Below are 16,029 nucleotides of genomic sequence, written 5' to 3' on the forward strand. Positions count from 1 at the left end.
TCAGCTCGGTCCGGCCTTGTAACCGACACCGCGGACGGTCACGACGATCTCCGGCCGCTCCGGGTCCTTCTCGACCTTGGAGCGGAGCCGCTGGACGTGCACGTTCACCAGACGGGTGTCGGCGGCGTGGCGGTAACCCCAGACCTGTTCGAGGAGCACCTCACGGGTGAAGACCTGCCACGGCTTACGGGCCAGGGCGACCAGCAGGTCGAACTCCAGCGGGGTGAGCGCGATGGACTGGCCCTCCCGCTTCACCGAATGACCGGCCACATCGATGACCAGGTCACCGATCGCCAGCTGCTCCGGCGCCGGCTCCTCGGACCTCCGCAGACGTGCCCTGATCCGGGCGACCAACTCCTTCGGTTTGAACGGCTTGACGATGTAGTCGTCGGCCCCTGACTCCAGGCCCACCACCACGTCGACCGTGTCGCTCTTGGCGGTGAGCATGACGATCGGCACACCCGACTCGGCCCGGATCAGCCGGCAGACCTCGATGCCGTCCCGTCCGGGCAGCATGAGGTCCAGCAGCACCAGATCCGGCTTGGCCTCACGAAATGCGGCCAGTGCCTTGTCGCCGTCCGCTACGAACGACGGCTCGAAACCTTCTCCACGCAGCACAATGCCGAGCATCTCGGCCAGCGCGGTGTCGTCGTCGACGACAAGGACGCGTCCCTTCATAAACGACATCATCCCATTAGCTAATCGTTACCTGCGATGATCTGGCACACAGCTCTGCCAGTCCGACCCCCGTGACCGGGGAAACCACACCCTCCTCCGTGACGATCGCCGTGACCAGTTCGGGCGGCGTGATATCGAATGCCGGGTTGTACGCCTGGGCTCCCACCGCCGCCGAGGCCTCCCCGTCCTTTTCCGCCCCGGCCGGAACAGGCCGGGGAAATGTGAACTCCGTCACTTCACTCGCGGAGCGCTGCTCCACGACGACGGCCGCCCCGTCCGGCGTCCCCGGATCGACGGTCGAGGTCGGCGCCACCACGACGAAGGGCACATGGTGGTACTTCGCCAGCACCGCCAACGGATAACTCCCCACCTTGTTGGCCACCGAGCCGTCCGCCGCGATGCGGTCCGCACCGATGAGTACGGCATCGACCTCCCCGGCGGCAAACAGGGAGCCCGCCGCGCTGTCCGTGAGCACCCGGTAGGGCAGCCCGTTCCGCGCGGCCTCGTACGCCGTGAGCCGGGCGCCCTGGAGCAGCGGACGGGTCTCGTCCACCCACAGCTGCCGCAGCCTGCCCTCGCGGTGCGCCCGCAGCGCGACCGCGAACGCGGTCCCCTCGCCACCGGACACCAACGCCCCGGTGTTGCAGTGGGTCAGCAGCCGGTGCGCACCCTCCGGGAGAAGCTCCGCCAGCAGCTGGGACCCGTACCGAGCCATCCGGGCACTGGCCGCGGCGTCCTCCCGGTGCAGCGCCCGAGCCTCGGCCAGCGCCGCACCGGCGGCCCGCTCCCGGTCCGCCCCCTTCGCCTCGGCGCTCCGGTAGGCCTCCGCCACCCGCCGCGCACCGTATCCGAGGTTCACCGCGGTGGGCCTCGCCCCCTCCAGCAGCTCCACGGCCCGCCCGACGTCCTCGCCTCGCGCCGCGGCCAGGGCCACTCCGTAACCGCCGGCGATCCCCAGCAGGGGCGCGCCGCGCACCGCCAGCGTCCGGATCGCCCCCACCAGCGCGGGAACGTCCCCGCACACCAGCTCGACCTCCTGCGACGGCAGCCGCGTCTGGTCGAGGAGCACCACCACGGGGCCTCCCGGCGGCTCGTCCCAGCGAAGTACGGAAAGGGCCGGAGGTTCGATACCCACCGGCGAACGCGCGTCCTGATCAGCCATCCGCCCAGTCTGCCCGCTGAACGGCCCCGGCCAGAAGACACGAAGGACACAGAGCGCCCGGTCCGCGCCGGGGCGGCGCGTGACACGATGGCTGCCAACCTGCCGCCCCGACGAGCGGTCAGGACCGTGAAGGAGCGACGATGAACGACTCTCCGGGCTGGGCTTCGCCCGGATCCGCCCCCTCCGACGACCAGGACGGGACGGCCGGCATCCCCCGGCCCTCCACACCGGCCGACGGGGACCGCCCGGACGGTCGGTGGTCCCCCGCCCAGCCCCCGGCCGGGCAGTGGTCCCCGCCGAGCGCACCGGGCCGCGGGCCCGGCACCGGACCCGGCTTGCCTCCGACCCCGCCGGGCTGGGGCGGCGCCCCGGGACCGGGCTGGGGCGGTCCGCCCCCGGCGGCGAAGCCCGGAGTCATCCCGCTCCGCCCGCTGGGCGTCGGCGAGATCCTCGACGGCGCCGTCTCGACGATGCGCACCCACTGGCGCACCGTGCTCGGCGTCAGCCTCACCGTCTCCGTGGTCACCGAGATCCTGGTCATCCTCCTCCAGCGCTACGTCCTGCCGGAGCCGGCCTCGATCGACCCGAACGCCGTCGGGGCCGAGGCCGTGCGACAGGCCGGCGACTCGCTCCGCTCGGAACTCTTCTCCACCGTGCCGGCCTCGGTCATCGCCATGATCGCCACCCTGCTCACCACCTCCGTCCTCACCGTCGTCATCAGCCGCTCGGTACTGGGGCGGAGCGTGACCCTGCGCGAAGCGTGGTCCGAGGCCCGCCCCAGGCTCCTGCCACTGCTCGGACTGACCGTGCTGCTCAGCGCCATGGTCGTGGCGATCATGGCGGTCGGGCTGACCCCCGGACTGCTCCTGCCCGGCGGCCTGGGTGCCGCGCTGGCCTTCCTCGGCTTCGTCGCCGCCTGCGTCGTCGCGGTGTGGCTCTGGGTCCGCTTCACACTCGCCGCACCCGCCCTGATGCTGGAGCGGCAGCCGATCCTCACCTCGCTGCGCCGCTCCGCGAAGCTGGTCAAGGGCAGTTGGTGGCGGATGTTCGGGATGCTGCTCCTGACCGGCGTGCTGATCTTCGTCCTCACCTTGATCATCGCCATTCCGTTCGGCATCATCGCCGTGACCGTGGACAGCAACGGGCTGAGCGAATTCCTCAACAGCGACGCCACCGACTTCGGCTGGCCCTTCCTCATCATCACGGGCATCGGCGAAGTGATCGTCTCGACACTCGCCTACCCCTTCACCGCGGGAGTGATGGCGCTGCTCTACGTCGACCAGCGCATCCGGCGCGAAGCACTCGACCTGGACCTCGCCAGGGCCGCCGGAGTGCCCGGATACGACACCCCTAGGAGCTGATGCGGTGTTGGCAGCGGGGGGCGCCACAACGGCGGCACGGTTCGTCGGCGCGGGGGACGGGACACCCCTCGACGTCCCGCGCCTTCCCGCCCGGGAGGCGGCCGAGGACGAGCTGTCCGACCCGATGTACCACCAACACGACCCGAACCTCCTCGAACGCGCCATCGACCGCTTCTGGTCCTGGGTGGGTGACCTCTTCGACGGAGCTGCGGGGGCCGCACCCGGTGGCGCGCTCGGGCTCGTGGTGATCGTCCTCGTCGTCCTCGGCCTGGTCGCCGCCCTCTGGTGGCGGCTGGGAACGCCGCGGCGCGTCCACCGTCCCACGAAGACGCTCCTCGGCGGCACCGCCCGCAGCGCGACCGACCACCGCGAGGCGGCACAGGCGCACGCCGACGCCCACCGGTGGACGGAAGCCGTCCAGGAACGCATGCGCGCCCTCGTCCGCTCGCTGGAGGACCGGGCCGTACTCGACGCCCGCCCGGGCCGCACCGCGGACGAGGCGGCCGCCGAAGCCGGCCGGGTCCTGCCCGAGCAGGCCGCCCGGCTCCGCACCGCCGCCCGGGTCTTCGACGACGTCACGTACGGAGGACGCACGGCCGACCAGGCCGCGTACCAGAGCATGTGCGCACTCGACCGCGACATCGAGACCGCCAAGCCCCTGCTCGGCACCGGCCCGACCGGAGCCGCCCGATGACCGAGACCTCCGTGCCCGCCCCCGCGCCCGCCACCCCCCTGGGTCCGGAAACGCCGTCTCCCGCGACGTCGGTCTCCCGCGCCCCCCACCAGATCTGGCGGAGGGTACGCGGACTGCTGCTCGCCGCACTGCTCCTCGCGGTCGCCGGCATCACCTTCGCCGCCCTCACCTCCGGTGGAGCCCACGGGCGTCTCGACCCCCGCTCCCCCGACCCGTCCGGCAGCCGCGCCGTCGCCGAACTCCTCAAGGACCGAGGCGTCACGGTCGACGTCGCCACCACGCTCGACGAGGCCACCGCCGCCGCCGGCCCCGACACCACGCTCCTCGTCGCCGGCCCCAACGTGCTCACCGCCTACCAGCGGCACGTCCTCCGGGCGGCCACCGGCGACTCCTCGGGACGCACGGTCCTCGTGGCACCCGGACGCTCGTCCGTCGGGGCACTCGCCCCCGGTACCCACGCCGACTCCGCGGGCCCCGTGGCGTCCCGGCCGGCCGACTGCGACCTGCCCGCCGCGCGTTCCGCGGGCACCGCCGACACAGGGGGCTTCCGCTACCGCACGGACGCCCACGACGCCATCGCCTGCTACCCCGCCGACGGCCTCCCCACCTTCCTCGTGCTCCCCGAGCACGGAACCGGCGACACCGTGCTCCTCGGCTCCCCCGACCTCCTCCACAACGACCGTCTCGACCAGCAGGGGAACGCGTCGCTCGCCCTGCAGACCCTCGGTTCCCGCCCTCATCTCGTCTGGTACCTCCCCTCTCTCTCGGACCCGTCCGCCATGGGCTCCGGCGACGGAAGCGGCAGTGGTGACGACGGCACGGCGGGCGAGAGCGGGTTCCTCGACCTCGTCCCCTCCGGCTGGCTCTGGGGCACCCTCCAACTCGCCCTCGCGGCAGTCCTCGCCGCGATCTGGCGCGCCCGCCGTCTCGGCCCGCTGGTCACCGAACGACTCCCCGTGGCCGTCCGGGCCTCCGAATCCACCGAAGGCCGGGCCCGCCTCTACCGCAAGACCAACGCCCGCGACCGGGCCGCCGAAACCCTGCGCTCCGCCACCCGCGACCGCCTCGCTCCCCTCGTCGGAGTGGCGGTCCGCGACGCCCAGTCCCCCGAGGTCCTGCTCCCCGCCGTCTCCGTCTGCCTCGGCACCTCCTCGGACAGCAACGCCGCCGCACTGCTCTTCGGCCCGGCTCCGGCCGACGACGCCACTCTCGTTCTCCTGACCGACCAACTCGACGCCCTCGAAAGAGAGGTACGCACCTCATGAGCGCCCCGACCCCGGAGCCCACCGAGCACGTGGACACCGAAGGGAACCCGACGGCACCCGTCTCGTCCGACCGGGCCCGCGCCTCCCTGGAATCCTTGCGCTCGGAGATCGCCAAGGCCGTGGTCGGCCAGGACCCCGCCGTGACGGGCCTGGTCGTCGCCCTGCTCTGCCGGGGCCATGTGCTGCTCGAAGGCGTCCCGGGCGTGGCCAAGACGCTCCTTGTCCGCGCCCTCGCGGCTGCCCTCGAACTGGACACCAAGCGCGTCCAGTTCACGCCCGACCTGATGCCGAGCGATGTCACGGGCTCACTCGTCTACGACGCCCGTACCGCCGAATTCTCCTTCCAGCCGGGGCCGGTGTTCACCAACCTCCTGCTCGCGGACGAAATCAACCGGACCCCTCCGAAGACACAGTCCTCCCTCCTGGAGGCCATGGAGGAACACCAGGTCACCGTCGACGGTGACCCCCGTGCCCTGCCCGAGCCGTTCCTGGTCGCGGCCACCCAGAACCCCGTCGAGTACGAGGGGACCTATCCGCTCCCCGAGGCCCAGTTGGACCGCTTCCTTCTCAAGCTGACGGTGCCGCTGCCGTCCCGCGAGGACGAGATCGCGGTCCTGACCCGCCACGCAAGCGGTTTCGATCCGCGGGACCTCGACGCCGCGGGCATACGGCCGGTGGCCGGCCCCGCCGACCTGGCGGCCGCACGGGAAGCGGTGGCCAAGACCCAGGTGTCCGCCGAAATCGCCGCCTACGTCGTGGATATCTGCCGTGCCACGCGTGAATCCCCCTCACTCACTCTCGGCGCGTCCCCTCGCGGCGCGACCGCCCTGCTGTCCACCGCACGTGCCTGGGCCTGGCTCACCGGCCGGGACTACGTCATCCCGGACGACGTGAAGGCCCTGGCGCTCCCCACACTTCGTCATCGCGTCCAACTGCGGCCGGAAGCCGAGATGGAGGGAGTCACCGCTGACTCCGTCATCACCGCTGTCCTCGCCCATGTGCCCGTCCCCCGATGAGGCGGTGACCATGGCCCTCACCGGACGAACCGCACTGCTGGCCGCCTTGGGATCACTCCCCGTAGGCATTCTGGCCCCGAGCTGGGCAGGCCTGCTCGCGGTCAATGTGCCGCTCTCGTTGGCAATTCTGTGCGACTACGCCCTGGCAGCGCCAGTACGTACGCTGCGGTTCACCCGAACTGGTGATACATCTGTTCGACTCGGTGACACGGCGAACGTGCGACTCACCGTAACCAACCCCTCGGGCCGTCGCCTTCGCGCCCAGCTCCGCGACGCCTGGCCGCCCAGCAGTTGGTCGTCCGAGGCCGAACAGGCCGCGTCCCACCACCGATTCACGGTCCCCGCCGGAGAACGCGGCCGCCTCACCACACTCCTCCGCCCCTCCCGGCGGGGGGACCGCCAGGCGCAGCGGGTCACCGTCCGCTCGTTCGGCCCCCTGGGGCTCGCCGCCCGCCAGGGGCGCCACGACGTCCCGTGGACGGTCAGGGTCCTACCGCCGTTCACGAGCCGCAAGCATCTCCCCTCCCGTCTCGCCAGGCTCCGCGAACTGGACGGCCGTACCAGCGTGCTGACCCGGGGAGAGGGCACCGAGTTCGACAGCCTCCGTGCCTACGTCCCGGGGGACGACACCCGCTCCATCGACTGGCGGGCCACCGCACGCCAGTCGTCGGTGGCCGTGCGTACCTGGCGCCCGGAACGGGACCGCCACATCCTCGTCGTCCTCGACACCGGCCGTACGTCCGCCGGCCGGGTCGGGGACGTACCGCGACTGGACGCGGCCATGGACGCCGCCCTGCTCCTCACCGCGCTGGCCACCCGTGCGGGTGACCGGGTGAACCTCCTCGCCTACGACCGGCGGGTGCGAGCCCGTGTCCGTGGCGGGGCGGCCGGGGGCGATGTCCTGTCGGCCGTCGTCGCCGCCATGGCCCCTCTGGAACCGGAGCTCGTGGAGACGGACGCCCGGGGCCTGAGCACCACCGCCCTGGCCCACGCGCCCCGGCGTTCCCTGCTCGTGCTGCTCACGAGCCTGGACGCCGCTCCGGTGGAAGAGGGCCTGCTGCCGGTCCTCCCCCAACTCACCCGCCGTCACACGGTGCTGGTGGCCTCCGTCGCGGACCCTCACGTCGAGGCCATGGCCCGGGGCCGGGGGTCGATCGAGGCGGTGTACGAGGCCGCGGCGGGCACACGGACGGCCGAGCAGCGCCGCCGGACCGCCGATCAGCTCCGCCGACACGGTGTGACCGTGGTCGACGCCACTCCCGACGCGCTCGCTCCCGCGCTGGCCGATGCCTATCTGGCTCTGAAGGCCGCCGGCCGCCTCTGACGGCCCCTCCCGCACCTCCGGGCCGTCGCCGTTCGCGAGAGGGTCGTCACACGGCACGACGTTGACCTTCGAGTGGGTTGAAGCCCAATGATGGCGGCGTGCCACATTCCGACTTGATGCCCATCGGGCTCTTCGCCCGCCGCAGTGGTCTGACCGCCAGCGCGTTGCGCTTCTACGCGGACTCAGGACTGCTGCGCCCTTCCGAGACCGACCCGGTGACGGGATACCGCTACTACGGCTCCGCCCAACTCACCCGCGCGACCACGCTGCGTCGGCTCCGCGAACTGGAGATGTCTCTCCCCGCCGTCGAGACGGTTCTCGACTCCGGCGCCGAGGAGGCGTCGCGGCTCATCGACGCGCACGTGGCGAAGGTCGCCGGGGACGCGATGGCGGTGCGGCACAGAGCGGGCAGGCTCAAGGCGTCGTTGGCCGGTGCGCCCGGTCTGCCGATCGGTGTCCTGAACGGGCCCGTGCTGGCCGACGCGGTCGAGCAGATCCTGACGGCGACGACGCGGGACCCGGGGATGCCCGTACTCGGTGGTCTGCGTATCGAGACCGGCCCCGAAGCGGTCACACTCACCGCCACCGACCGGTACCGGCTTTCCACCCGCACGCTGGTTCCGGCCGAAACCCCGGCACAGACCGAGACACCGCCACAGACCTGGGCTGCCACGGTCAGGGGTGACGAACTGCGGGCGGCGGCCGCCGAGATCCGCCGCAGCGCGTCCGTCCGCATCGAGGCGACGCCGTACGGGGTTCTGCTCCGCACCGCCGACCGCGAAGACCAGTTCTGCGGGTTGCTGACCGAGGAGTTCCCCGACTACCGGCTGATGCTCGCGTCGCTGGGCGACGTCACGACCCGGGTGACGGTCGCGAAGGGGCTGCTCCTGCGATCCCTGGAGAACCACTCCACCGACCGCGTCGCGCTGGATGTTACCGACGGCCGCCTGGGCGTGCTGTCGACCGGCGGGGGCGCATGTGAAGCCTCGCTTGCCTCCACCGTGACCGGGCAGAGCCTTCGGGTCTGGTTCGAACTGACCACGCTCTATCCGGCCGTCAGTACCGCCATCGGCCCGGACGTGATGCTCGATCTCCGGGGCCCGCGGCGCCCTGCCACGGTCCGCTCCGCCGGCCGAGGCGATCTCACCACCCTGGCCATGCCCGTCAAGCCCGACCACCCCGCCGGAATGCCACATGACAAGGACCGCCTCCATGACCACTGCCCCCACCAGCGCTGATCCGACCATGACCGCCATCGGCGAAGCCGTCCTCGAAGGCCGGGCCGGGGACCATACTTCCGCTCGCCGGAAGCTCCTGGCCCTCTGGTCCGCGTGCGGCGCCGGCGGCGACCCACTGCACCGCTGCACCCTCGCGCACTACTTGGCTGATCTGCACGAGGATCCTGCCCAAGCCCTGGCCTGGGACATTCGCGCCCTGGACGCGGCGAACGCCCTGACCGAGCAACGCGTCCAGGAGCATCACGCGGGTCTGCACATCGCGGGGTTCTACCCGTCCCTGCACCTGAATCTCGCCGACAACTACCGTCGGCTGGGCTCCTTCGAGGCTGCCGCCGAGCACATCACCGCGGCGGCGGCCCATGTCCCTGATCTGCCCCAGAGCCCTTACGGCGATCTTCTCCGCGCTGCCATTCCTGAGGTGGCCGAAGCCATCGCCCGTCGGGAGACCGCCCCTCGTGCGTCCGCGCCCGGCGCCGGTCCGAAAGACACGGCACCAAGCGGGACTAACAGCGGCTAACACAATGAGGTGGATCGGGCCTGTTGGCCGTGTCCGTGTCCGGAGTTGGGCGTTGTCTGGGCATGGGGGCTTCGCCGTGGATCGTGTCGGATGCTCTGTGGGAGCGGATAGAGCCGCTGCTGCCGCGCAAGGAACGCCGGTTTCGGCACCCTGGACGGAAGCCGCTGCCGGATCGGCAAGTGCTGTGCGGCATCCTGTTCGTGCTGCACACCGGCATCCAGTGGGAGTACCTGCCGCAGGAGTTGGGCTTCGGTTCGGGCATGACGTGCTGGCGGAGGTTGCGGGACTGGAACGAGGCCGGCGTCTGGCAGCAGCTGCACGAGGTGCTGCTGGCCGAGCTCAACGCGGCGGCCCGTCTCGACTGGTCGCGTGCCGTGGTCGACTCCAGCCACGTACGGGCCATAAAAGGGGGAGCCTCACGGGACCGAGTCCGGTCGATCGTGGCCGAAGCGGATCGAAACACCACCTGATCACCGACGGACAAGGCACACCGCTCGCCGTGATCCTCACGGGCGGCAATCGCAACGACGTCACCCAGCTCCTGCCCCTGCTCGACGCCGTCCCACCCGTCAGAGGCCGGATCGGGCACCCGCGACGCAAGCCAGACTCACTCTTCGCCGACCGCGGGTACGACCACGACATCTACCGCGACCAGGTCCGCCAGCGCCGCATCGTCCCTGCCATCGCCCGCCGCGGCACCCTCCACGGCACCGGACTGGGAACCTACCGCTGGGTCGTCGAACGCAGCTTCGCCTGGCTCCACGGCTTCAAACGCCTCCGCATCCGCTGGGAACGACGGGCCGACATCCACGAAGCCTTCCTCAAACTCGCCTGCTGCCTCATCACCCACCGACAGATCAACTCATTGTGTTAGCCGCTGTAAAAGCCTCTGAAACGCAGAAAAGCCCCGTGCCACAAGGGCACGGGGCTTTCCCGGAATAATAGTTCGGCGGCGTCCTACTCTCCCACAGGGTCCCCCCTGCAGTACCATCGGCGCTGAAAGGCTTAGCTTCCGGGTTCGGAATGTAACCGGGCGTTTCCCTAACGCAATGACCACCGAAACACTATGAAATTAACCAACACCGGACAACAACACGGCAGTTCGTTATTTCAGAACCAACACAGTGGACGCGAGCAACTGAGGACAAGCCCTCGGCCTATTAGTACCAGTCAGCTCCACCCGTTACCGGGCTTCCACATCTGGCCTATCAACCCAGTCGTCTACTGGGAGCCTTAACCACTCAAGGTGGTGGGAACACTCATCTCGAAGCAGGCTTCCCGCTTAGATGCTTTCAGCGGTTATCCTTTCCGAACGTAGCCAACCAGCCATGCCCTTGGCAGAACAACTGGCACACCAGAGGTTCGTCCGTCCCGGTCCTCTCGTACTAGGGACAGCCCTTCTCAATATTCCTACGCGCACAGCGGATAGGGACCGAACTGTCTCACGACGTTCTAAACCCAGCTCGCGTACCGCTTTAATGGGCGAACAGCCCAACCCTTGGGACCGACTCCAGCCCCAGGATGCGACGAGCCGACATCGAGGTGCCAAACCATCCCGTCGATATGGACTCTTGGGGAAGATCAGCCTGTTATCCCCGGGGTACCTTTTATCCGTTGAGCGACAGCGCTTCCACAAGCCACTGCCGGATCACTAGTCCCGACTTTCGTCCCTGCTCGACCCGTCGGTCTCACAGTCAAGCTCCCTTGTGCACTTACACTCAACACCTGATTGCCAACCAGGCTGAGGGAACCTTTGGGCGCCTCCGTTACTCTTTAGGAGGCAACCGCCCCAGTTAAACTACCCATCAGACACTGTCCCTGATCCGGATCACGGACCCAGGTTAGACATCCAGCACGACCAGAGTGGTATTTCAACGACGACTCCACAACCACTGGCGTGGCCGCTTCAAAGTCTCCCACCTATCCTACACAAGCCGAACCGAACACCAATATCAAACTATAGTAAAGGTCCCGGGGTCTTTCCGTCCTGCTGCGCGAAACGAGCATCTTTACTCGTAGTGCAATTTCACCGGGCCTATGGTTGAGACAGTCGAGAAGTCGTTACGCCATTCGTGCAGGTCGGAACTTACCCGACAAGGAATTTCGCTACCTTAGGATGGTTATAGTTACCACCGCCGTTTACTGGCGCTTAAGTTCTCAGCTTCGCACACCCGAAAGTGCACTAACCGGTCCCCTTAACGTTCCAGCACCGGGCAGGCGTCAGTCCGTATACATCGCCTTACGGCTTCGCACGGACCTGTGTTTTTAGTAAACAGTCGCTTCTCGCTGGTCTCTGCGGCCACCCCCAGCTCAGGAAGCAAGTTCCCTCACCAGAGATGGCCCCCCTTCTCCCGAAGTTACGGGGGCATTTTGCCGAGTTCCTTAACCATAGTTCACCCGAACGCCTCGGTATTCTCTACCTGACTACCTGAGTCGGTTTAGGGTACGGGCCGCCATGAAACTCGCTAGAGGCTTTTCTCGACAGCATAGGATCATCCACTTCACCACAATCGGCTCGGCATCAGGTCTCAGACTATATGCACGACGGATTTGCCTACCGTGCGTCCTACACCCTTACCCCGGGACAACCACCGCCCGGGCTGGACTACCTTCCTGCGTCACCCCATCGCTTACCTACTACAAGTCTGGTTCATCGGCTCCACCACTACCCTCAACTCCGAAGAGATCAGGCCGGCTTCACGGACTTAGCATCGCCTGATTCAGTACTGGGCGTTTCAAAGCGGGTACCGGAATATCAACCGGTTGTCCATCGACTACGCCTGTCGGCCTCGCCTTAGGTCCCGACTTACCCTGGGCAGATCAGCTTGACCCAGGAACCCTTAGTCAATCGGCGCACACGTTTCTCACGTGTGTATCGCTACTCATGCCTGCATTCTCACTCGTGAACCGTCCACAACTCGCTTCCGCGGCTGCTTCACCCGGCACACGACGCTCCCCTACCCATCCACACAGGCGTTAGCCCTATACGTATGAATGACACGACTTCGGCGGTACGCTTGAGCCCCGCTACATTGTCGGCGCGGAATCACTTGACCAGTGAGCTATTACGCACTCTTTCAAGGGTGGCTGCTTCTAAGCCAACCTCCTGGTTGTCTCTGCGACTCCACATCCTTTCCCACTTAGCGTACGCTTAGGGGCCTTAGTCGATGCTCTGGGCTGTTTCCCTCTCGACCATGGAGCTTATCCCCCACAGTCTCACTGCCGCGCTCTCACTTACCGGCATTCGGAGTTTGGCTAAGGTCAGTAACCCGGTAGGGCCCATCGCCTATCCAGTGCTCTACCTCCGGCAAGAAACACACGACGCTGCACCTAAATGCATTTCGGGGAGAACCAGCTATCACGGAGTTTGATTGGCCTTTCACCCCTAACCACAGGTCATCCCCCAGGTTTTCAACCCTGGTGGGTTCGGTCCTCCACGAAGTCTTACCTCCGCTTCAACCTGCCCATGGCTAGATCACTCCGCTTCGGGTCTAGAGCGTGCAACTCAAACGCCCTATTCGGACTCGCTTTCGCTACGGCTTCCCCACACGGGTTAACCTCGCTACACACCGCTAACTCGCAGGCTCATTCTTCAAAAGGCACGCAGTCACGACTGACAGCACAAGTGCTGCCAGCGACGCTCCCACGGCTTGTAGGCACACGGTTTCAGGTACTATTTCACTCCGCTCCCGCGGTACTTTTCACCATTCCCTCACGGTACTATCCGCTATCGGTCACCAGGGAATATTTAGGCTTAGCGGGTGGTCCCGCCAGATTCACACGGGATTTCTCGGGCCCCGTGCTACTTGGGTGTCTCTCAAACGAGCCGTCAATGTTTCAGCTACGGGGGTCTTACCCTCTACGCCGGACCTTTCGCATGTCCTTCGCCTACATCAACGGTTTCTGACTCGCCTCACAGCCGGCAGACTGTGAAAGAGAGATCCCACAACCCCGCATGCGCAACCCCTGCCGGGTATCACACGCATACGGTTTGGCCTCATCCAGTTTCGCTCGCCACTACTCCCGGAATCACGGTTGTTTTCTCTTCCTGAGGGTACTGAGATGTTTCACTTCCCCTCGTTCCCTCCACACTGCCTATGTGTTCAGCAGCGGGTGACAGCCCATGACGACTGCCGGGTTTCCCCATTCGGAAACCCCCGGATCAAAGCTTGGTTGACAGCTCCCCGGGGACTATCGTGGCCTCCCACGTCCTTCATCGGTTCCTGGTGCCAAGGCATCCACCGTGCGCCCTTAAAAACTTGGCCACAGATGCTCGCGTCCACTGTGCAGTTCTCAAACAACGACCAGCCACCCATCACCCCGTCCTCACGGACGAGTGCACTGGGGCCGGCAACCGAAGGCGACCATACGGCCGTACCTTCAGATACCCAACAGCGTGCCCGACCCGACCTGTCCCTCACCACGTTCCACGCCGAAGCAGTACTAGCAGTAATGAACCTGTCGTGCCGAGTAGTCAACGTTCCACCCATGAGCAACCAGCACCGAACATTCGCCGGTGTACTGGCCTCTGACCCAACCGAAGCCGGGTAAGAAATGCTCCTTAGAAAGGAGGTGATCCAGCCGCACCTTCCGGTACGGCTACCTTGTTACGACTTCGTCCCAATCGCCAGTCCCACCTTCGACAGCTCCCTCCCACAAGGGGTTGGGCCACCGGCTTCGGGTGTTACCGACTTTCGTGACGTGACGGGCGGTGTGTACAAGGCCCGGGAACGTATTCACCGCAGCAATGCTGATCTGCGATTACTAGCAACTCCGACTTCATGGGGTCGAGTTGCAGACCCCAATCCGAACTGAGACCGGCTTTTTGAGATTCGCTCCGCCTTGCGACATCGCAGCTCATTGTACCGGCCATTGTAGCACGTGTGCAGCCCAAGACATAAGGGGCATGATGACTTGACGTCGTCCCCACCTTCCTCCGAGTTGACCCCGGCAGTCTCCTGTGAGTCCCCATCACCCCGAAGGGCATGCTGGCAACACAGAACAAGGGTTGCGCTCGTTGCGGGACTTAACCCAACATCTCACGACACGAGCTGACGACAGCCATGCACCACCTGTATACCGACCACAAGGGGGGCACCATCTCTGATGCTTTCCGGTATATGTCAAGCCTTGGTAAGGTTCTTCGCGTTGCGTCGAATTAAGCCACATGCTCCGCTGCTTGTGCGGGCCCCCGTCAATTCCTTTGAGTTTTAGCCTTGCGGCCGTACTCCCCAGGCGGGGAACTTAATGCGTTAGCTGCGGCACCGACGACGTGGAATGTCGCCAACACCTAGTTCCCAACGTTTACGGCGTGGACTACCAGGGTATCTAATCCTGTTCGCTCCCCACGCTTTCGCTCCTCAGCGTCAGTAATGGCCCAGAGATCCGCCTTCGCCACCGGTGTTCCTCCTGATATCTGCGCATTTCACCGCTACACCAGGAATTCCGATCTCCCCTACCACACTCTAGCTAGCCCGTATCGAATGCAGACCCGGGGTTAAGCCCCGGGCTTTCACATCCGACGTGACAAGCCGCCTACGAGCTCTTTACGCCCAATAATTCCGGACAACGCTTGCGCCCTACGTATTACCGCGGCTGCTGGCACGTAGTTAGCCGGCGCTTCTTCTGCAGGTACCGTCACTTTCGCTTCTTCCCTGCTGAAAGAGGTTTACAACCCGAAGGCCGTCATCCCTCACGCGGCGTCGCTGCATCAGGCTTTCGCCCATTGTGCAATATTCCCCACTGCTGCCTCCCGTAGGAGTCTGGGCCGTGTCTCAGTCCCAGTGTGGCCGGTCGCCCTCTCAGGCCGGCTACCCGTCGTCGCCTTGGTAGGCCATCACCCCACCAACAAGCTGATAGGCCGCGGGCTCATCCTTCACCGCCGGAGCTTTTAACCCCGTCCCATGCGGGACAGAGTGTTATCCGGTATTAGACCCCGTTTCCAGGGCTTGTCCCAGAGTGAAGGGCAGATTGCCCACGTGTTACTCACCCGTTCGCCACTAATCCACCCCGAAAGGCTTCATCGTTCGACTTGCATGTGTTAAGCACGCCGCCAGCGTTCGTCCTGAGCCAGGATCAAACTCTCCGTGAATGTTTTCCCGTAATCGGGATGAACACCACGAGAGCGGAACAACCAGGTCGGAATAAGACCGGTCGTTCACAGCGTCCTCGCTGTGTTTCGCCTACCCGCACCCCCGAAGGGATCGGGCAGGTCTTTTCAAAGGAACCACCAACCTGCCGAAGCAGGCCGGGGTATCAACATATCTGGCGTTGACTTTTGGCACGCTGTTGAGTTCTCAAGGAACGGACGCTTCCTTCGGTCCCGTTTTACCGGGGCCCTCCGGGCGCTTCCCTTCGTTCTTGCGTTTCCGACTCTATCAGACTCTTTCGTGTCCGATTCCCGGTCGAAGCGGGTTCCGCGTCTTCCGCTTTCCAGTTCTTCGCTTTCGCGTTTCCCTTTCCGGCGGCTCCAACCTTACCAGACTCTTTATCCGTTCCGTTTCCGGTTCGCATACTGAATCCAATGGCCATGGAAGGGCCTTCGCCTTTCGGCTGACTCGACTTTATCAGAAGCAATTCGGCCGAAGTTAATCAGCCTGGCTGCTCGGAAGAGAAGAATCGATCGGCTCTGCGGGAGAACATGTCTCCGGCTTGAGCGAGATGAACTTTAGTTGGCTGCTACCGGACTTGTCCAGTCCCTCGCAACCGTTAAAACCTACCTCCCCGCAGCAGCCGTGTCAACAGCTCTGGTGGGCGAGGATGAGACTAGCAGGC

9 protein-coding genes, 3 rRNA genes and 1 pseudogene are annotated in these 16,029 nt (G+C 66.2%); 8 read left to right on the forward strand and 5 right to left on the reverse strand.

From position 1 onward, the window contains the following. Together mtrA and mtnA are read right to left on the reverse strand one after the other, a co-directional pair. The gene (gene mtrA, locus B9S64_RS12155; protein ID WP_187281934.1) at positions 1-690 is read right to left on the reverse strand and encodes a two-component system response regulator MtrA; all 690 of its coding nucleotides are present in this window, start codon (positions 688-690) and stop codon (positions 1-3) included. Positions 691-694: 4 nt separating this feature from the next. Further along, positions 695-1,840, reverse strand: a complete 1,146-nt coding sequence (gene mtnA, locus B9S64_RS12160) for an S-methyl-5-thioribose-1-phosphate isomerase (RefSeq protein WP_103491189.1) — start codon at positions 1,838-1,840, stop codon at positions 695-697. A gap of 140 nt (positions 1,841-1,980) precedes the next feature. Between mtnA and B9S64_RS12165 the strand changes: the two genes are divergently transcribed. From B9S64_RS12165 to B9S64_RS12200, 8 genes and pseudogenes are all read left to right on the forward strand, one after another. Further along, positions 1,981-3,201: a glycerophosphoryl diester phosphodiesterase membrane domain-containing protein gene (locus B9S64_RS12165; protein ID WP_103491190.1), complete on the forward strand. Its 1,221-nt coding sequence runs from the start codon at positions 1,981-1,983 to the stop codon at positions 3,199-3,201. Positions 3,202-3,205: 4 nt separating this feature from the next. Then, positions 3,206-3,895: a DUF4129 domain-containing protein gene (locus tag B9S64_RS12170; protein ID WP_181012275.1), complete on the forward strand. Its 690-nt coding sequence runs from the start codon at positions 3,206-3,208 to the stop codon at positions 3,893-3,895. Then, positions 3,892-5,160: a DUF4350 domain-containing protein gene (locus B9S64_RS12175; protein ID WP_103491191.1), complete on the forward strand. Its 1,269-nt coding sequence runs from the start codon at positions 3,892-3,894 to the stop codon at positions 5,158-5,160. The genes B9S64_RS12170 and B9S64_RS12175 overlap by 4 nt, the downstream gene beginning before the upstream one ends. Continuing rightward, on the forward strand, positions 5,157-6,176 hold the full coding sequence (locus B9S64_RS12180; RefSeq protein WP_228867591.1) for a MoxR family ATPase: 1,020 nt from the start codon (positions 5,157-5,159) through the stop codon (positions 6,174-6,176). The genes B9S64_RS12175 and B9S64_RS12180 overlap by 4 nt, the downstream gene beginning before the upstream one ends. A gap of 10 nt (positions 6,177-6,186) precedes the next feature. After that, positions 6,187-7,500, forward strand: a complete 1,314-nt coding sequence (locus B9S64_RS12185; RefSeq protein WP_103491192.1) for a DUF58 domain-containing protein — start codon at positions 6,187-6,189, stop codon at positions 7,498-7,500. Positions 7,501-7,598: 98 nt separating this feature from the next. Further along, positions 7,599-8,738 (forward strand): MerR family transcriptional regulator, encoded by a 1,140-nt coding sequence (locus tag B9S64_RS12190; RefSeq protein ID WP_103491193.1) that lies wholly within the window; start codon positions 7,599-7,601, stop codon positions 8,736-8,738. Continuing rightward, the gene (locus tag B9S64_RS12195; protein WP_181012276.1) at positions 8,713-9,255 is read left to right on the forward strand and encodes a hypothetical protein; all 543 of its coding nucleotides are present in this window, start codon (positions 8,713-8,715) and stop codon (positions 9,253-9,255) included. Before B9S64_RS12190 ends, B9S64_RS12195 begins: the two co-directional genes overlap by 26 nt. 45 nt (positions 9,256-9,300) lie before the next feature. Continuing rightward, a pseudogene (locus B9S64_RS12200) lies at positions 9,301-10,129 on the forward strand (IS5 family transposase). A gap of 70 nt (positions 10,130-10,199) precedes the next feature. Here B9S64_RS12200 and rrf read toward each other — a convergent pair. From rrf to B9S64_RS12215, 3 genes are all read right to left on the reverse strand, one after another. Beyond that, positions 10,200-10,316, reverse strand: a 5S ribosomal RNA gene (gene rrf / locus B9S64_RS12205). Positions 10,317-10,395: 79 nt separating this feature from the next. After that, positions 10,396-13,520: ribosomal RNA gene (locus B9S64_RS12210) — 23S ribosomal RNA — on the reverse strand. Positions 13,521-13,820: 300 nt separating this feature from the next. Beyond that, positions 13,821-15,346, reverse strand: a 16S ribosomal RNA gene (locus tag B9S64_RS12215). Together the 16S, 23S and 5S rRNA genes form the textbook arrangement of a ribosomal RNA operon. Between the last annotated feature and the right edge of the window lie 683 nt (positions 15,347-16,029).

This window comes from Streptomyces sp. SM18 (assembly GCF_002910775.2).
Classification (GTDB): Bacteria; Actinomycetota; Actinomycetes; order Streptomycetales; family Streptomycetaceae; genus Streptomyces; species Streptomyces halstedii.

Coding starts and splice junctions, on each gene's coding strand:
- mtrA (WP_187281934.1), bottom strand. CDS start 690: ATGATGTCGTTTATGAAGGGACGCGTCCTTGTCGTCGACGACGACACC.
- mtnA (WP_103491189.1), bottom strand. CDS start 1,840: ATGGCTGATCAGGACGCGCGTTCGCCGGTGGGTATCGAACCTCCGGCC.
- B9S64_RS12165 (WP_103491190.1), top strand. CDS start 1,981: ATGAACGACTCTCCGGGCTGGGCTTCGCCCGGATCCGCCCCCTCCGAC.
- B9S64_RS12175 (WP_103491191.1), top strand. CDS start 3,892: ATGACCGAGACCTCCGTGCCCGCCCCCGCGCCCGCCACCCCCCTGGGT.
- B9S64_RS12180 (WP_228867591.1), top strand. CDS start 5,157: ATGAGCGCCCCGACCCCGGAGCCCACCGAGCACGTGGACACCGAAGGG.
- B9S64_RS12185 (WP_103491192.1), top strand. CDS start 6,187: ATGGCCCTCACCGGACGAACCGCACTGCTGGCCGCCTTGGGATCACTC.
- B9S64_RS12195 (WP_181012276.1), top strand. CDS start 8,713: ATGACCACTGCCCCCACCAGCGCTGATCCGACCATGACCGCCATCGGC.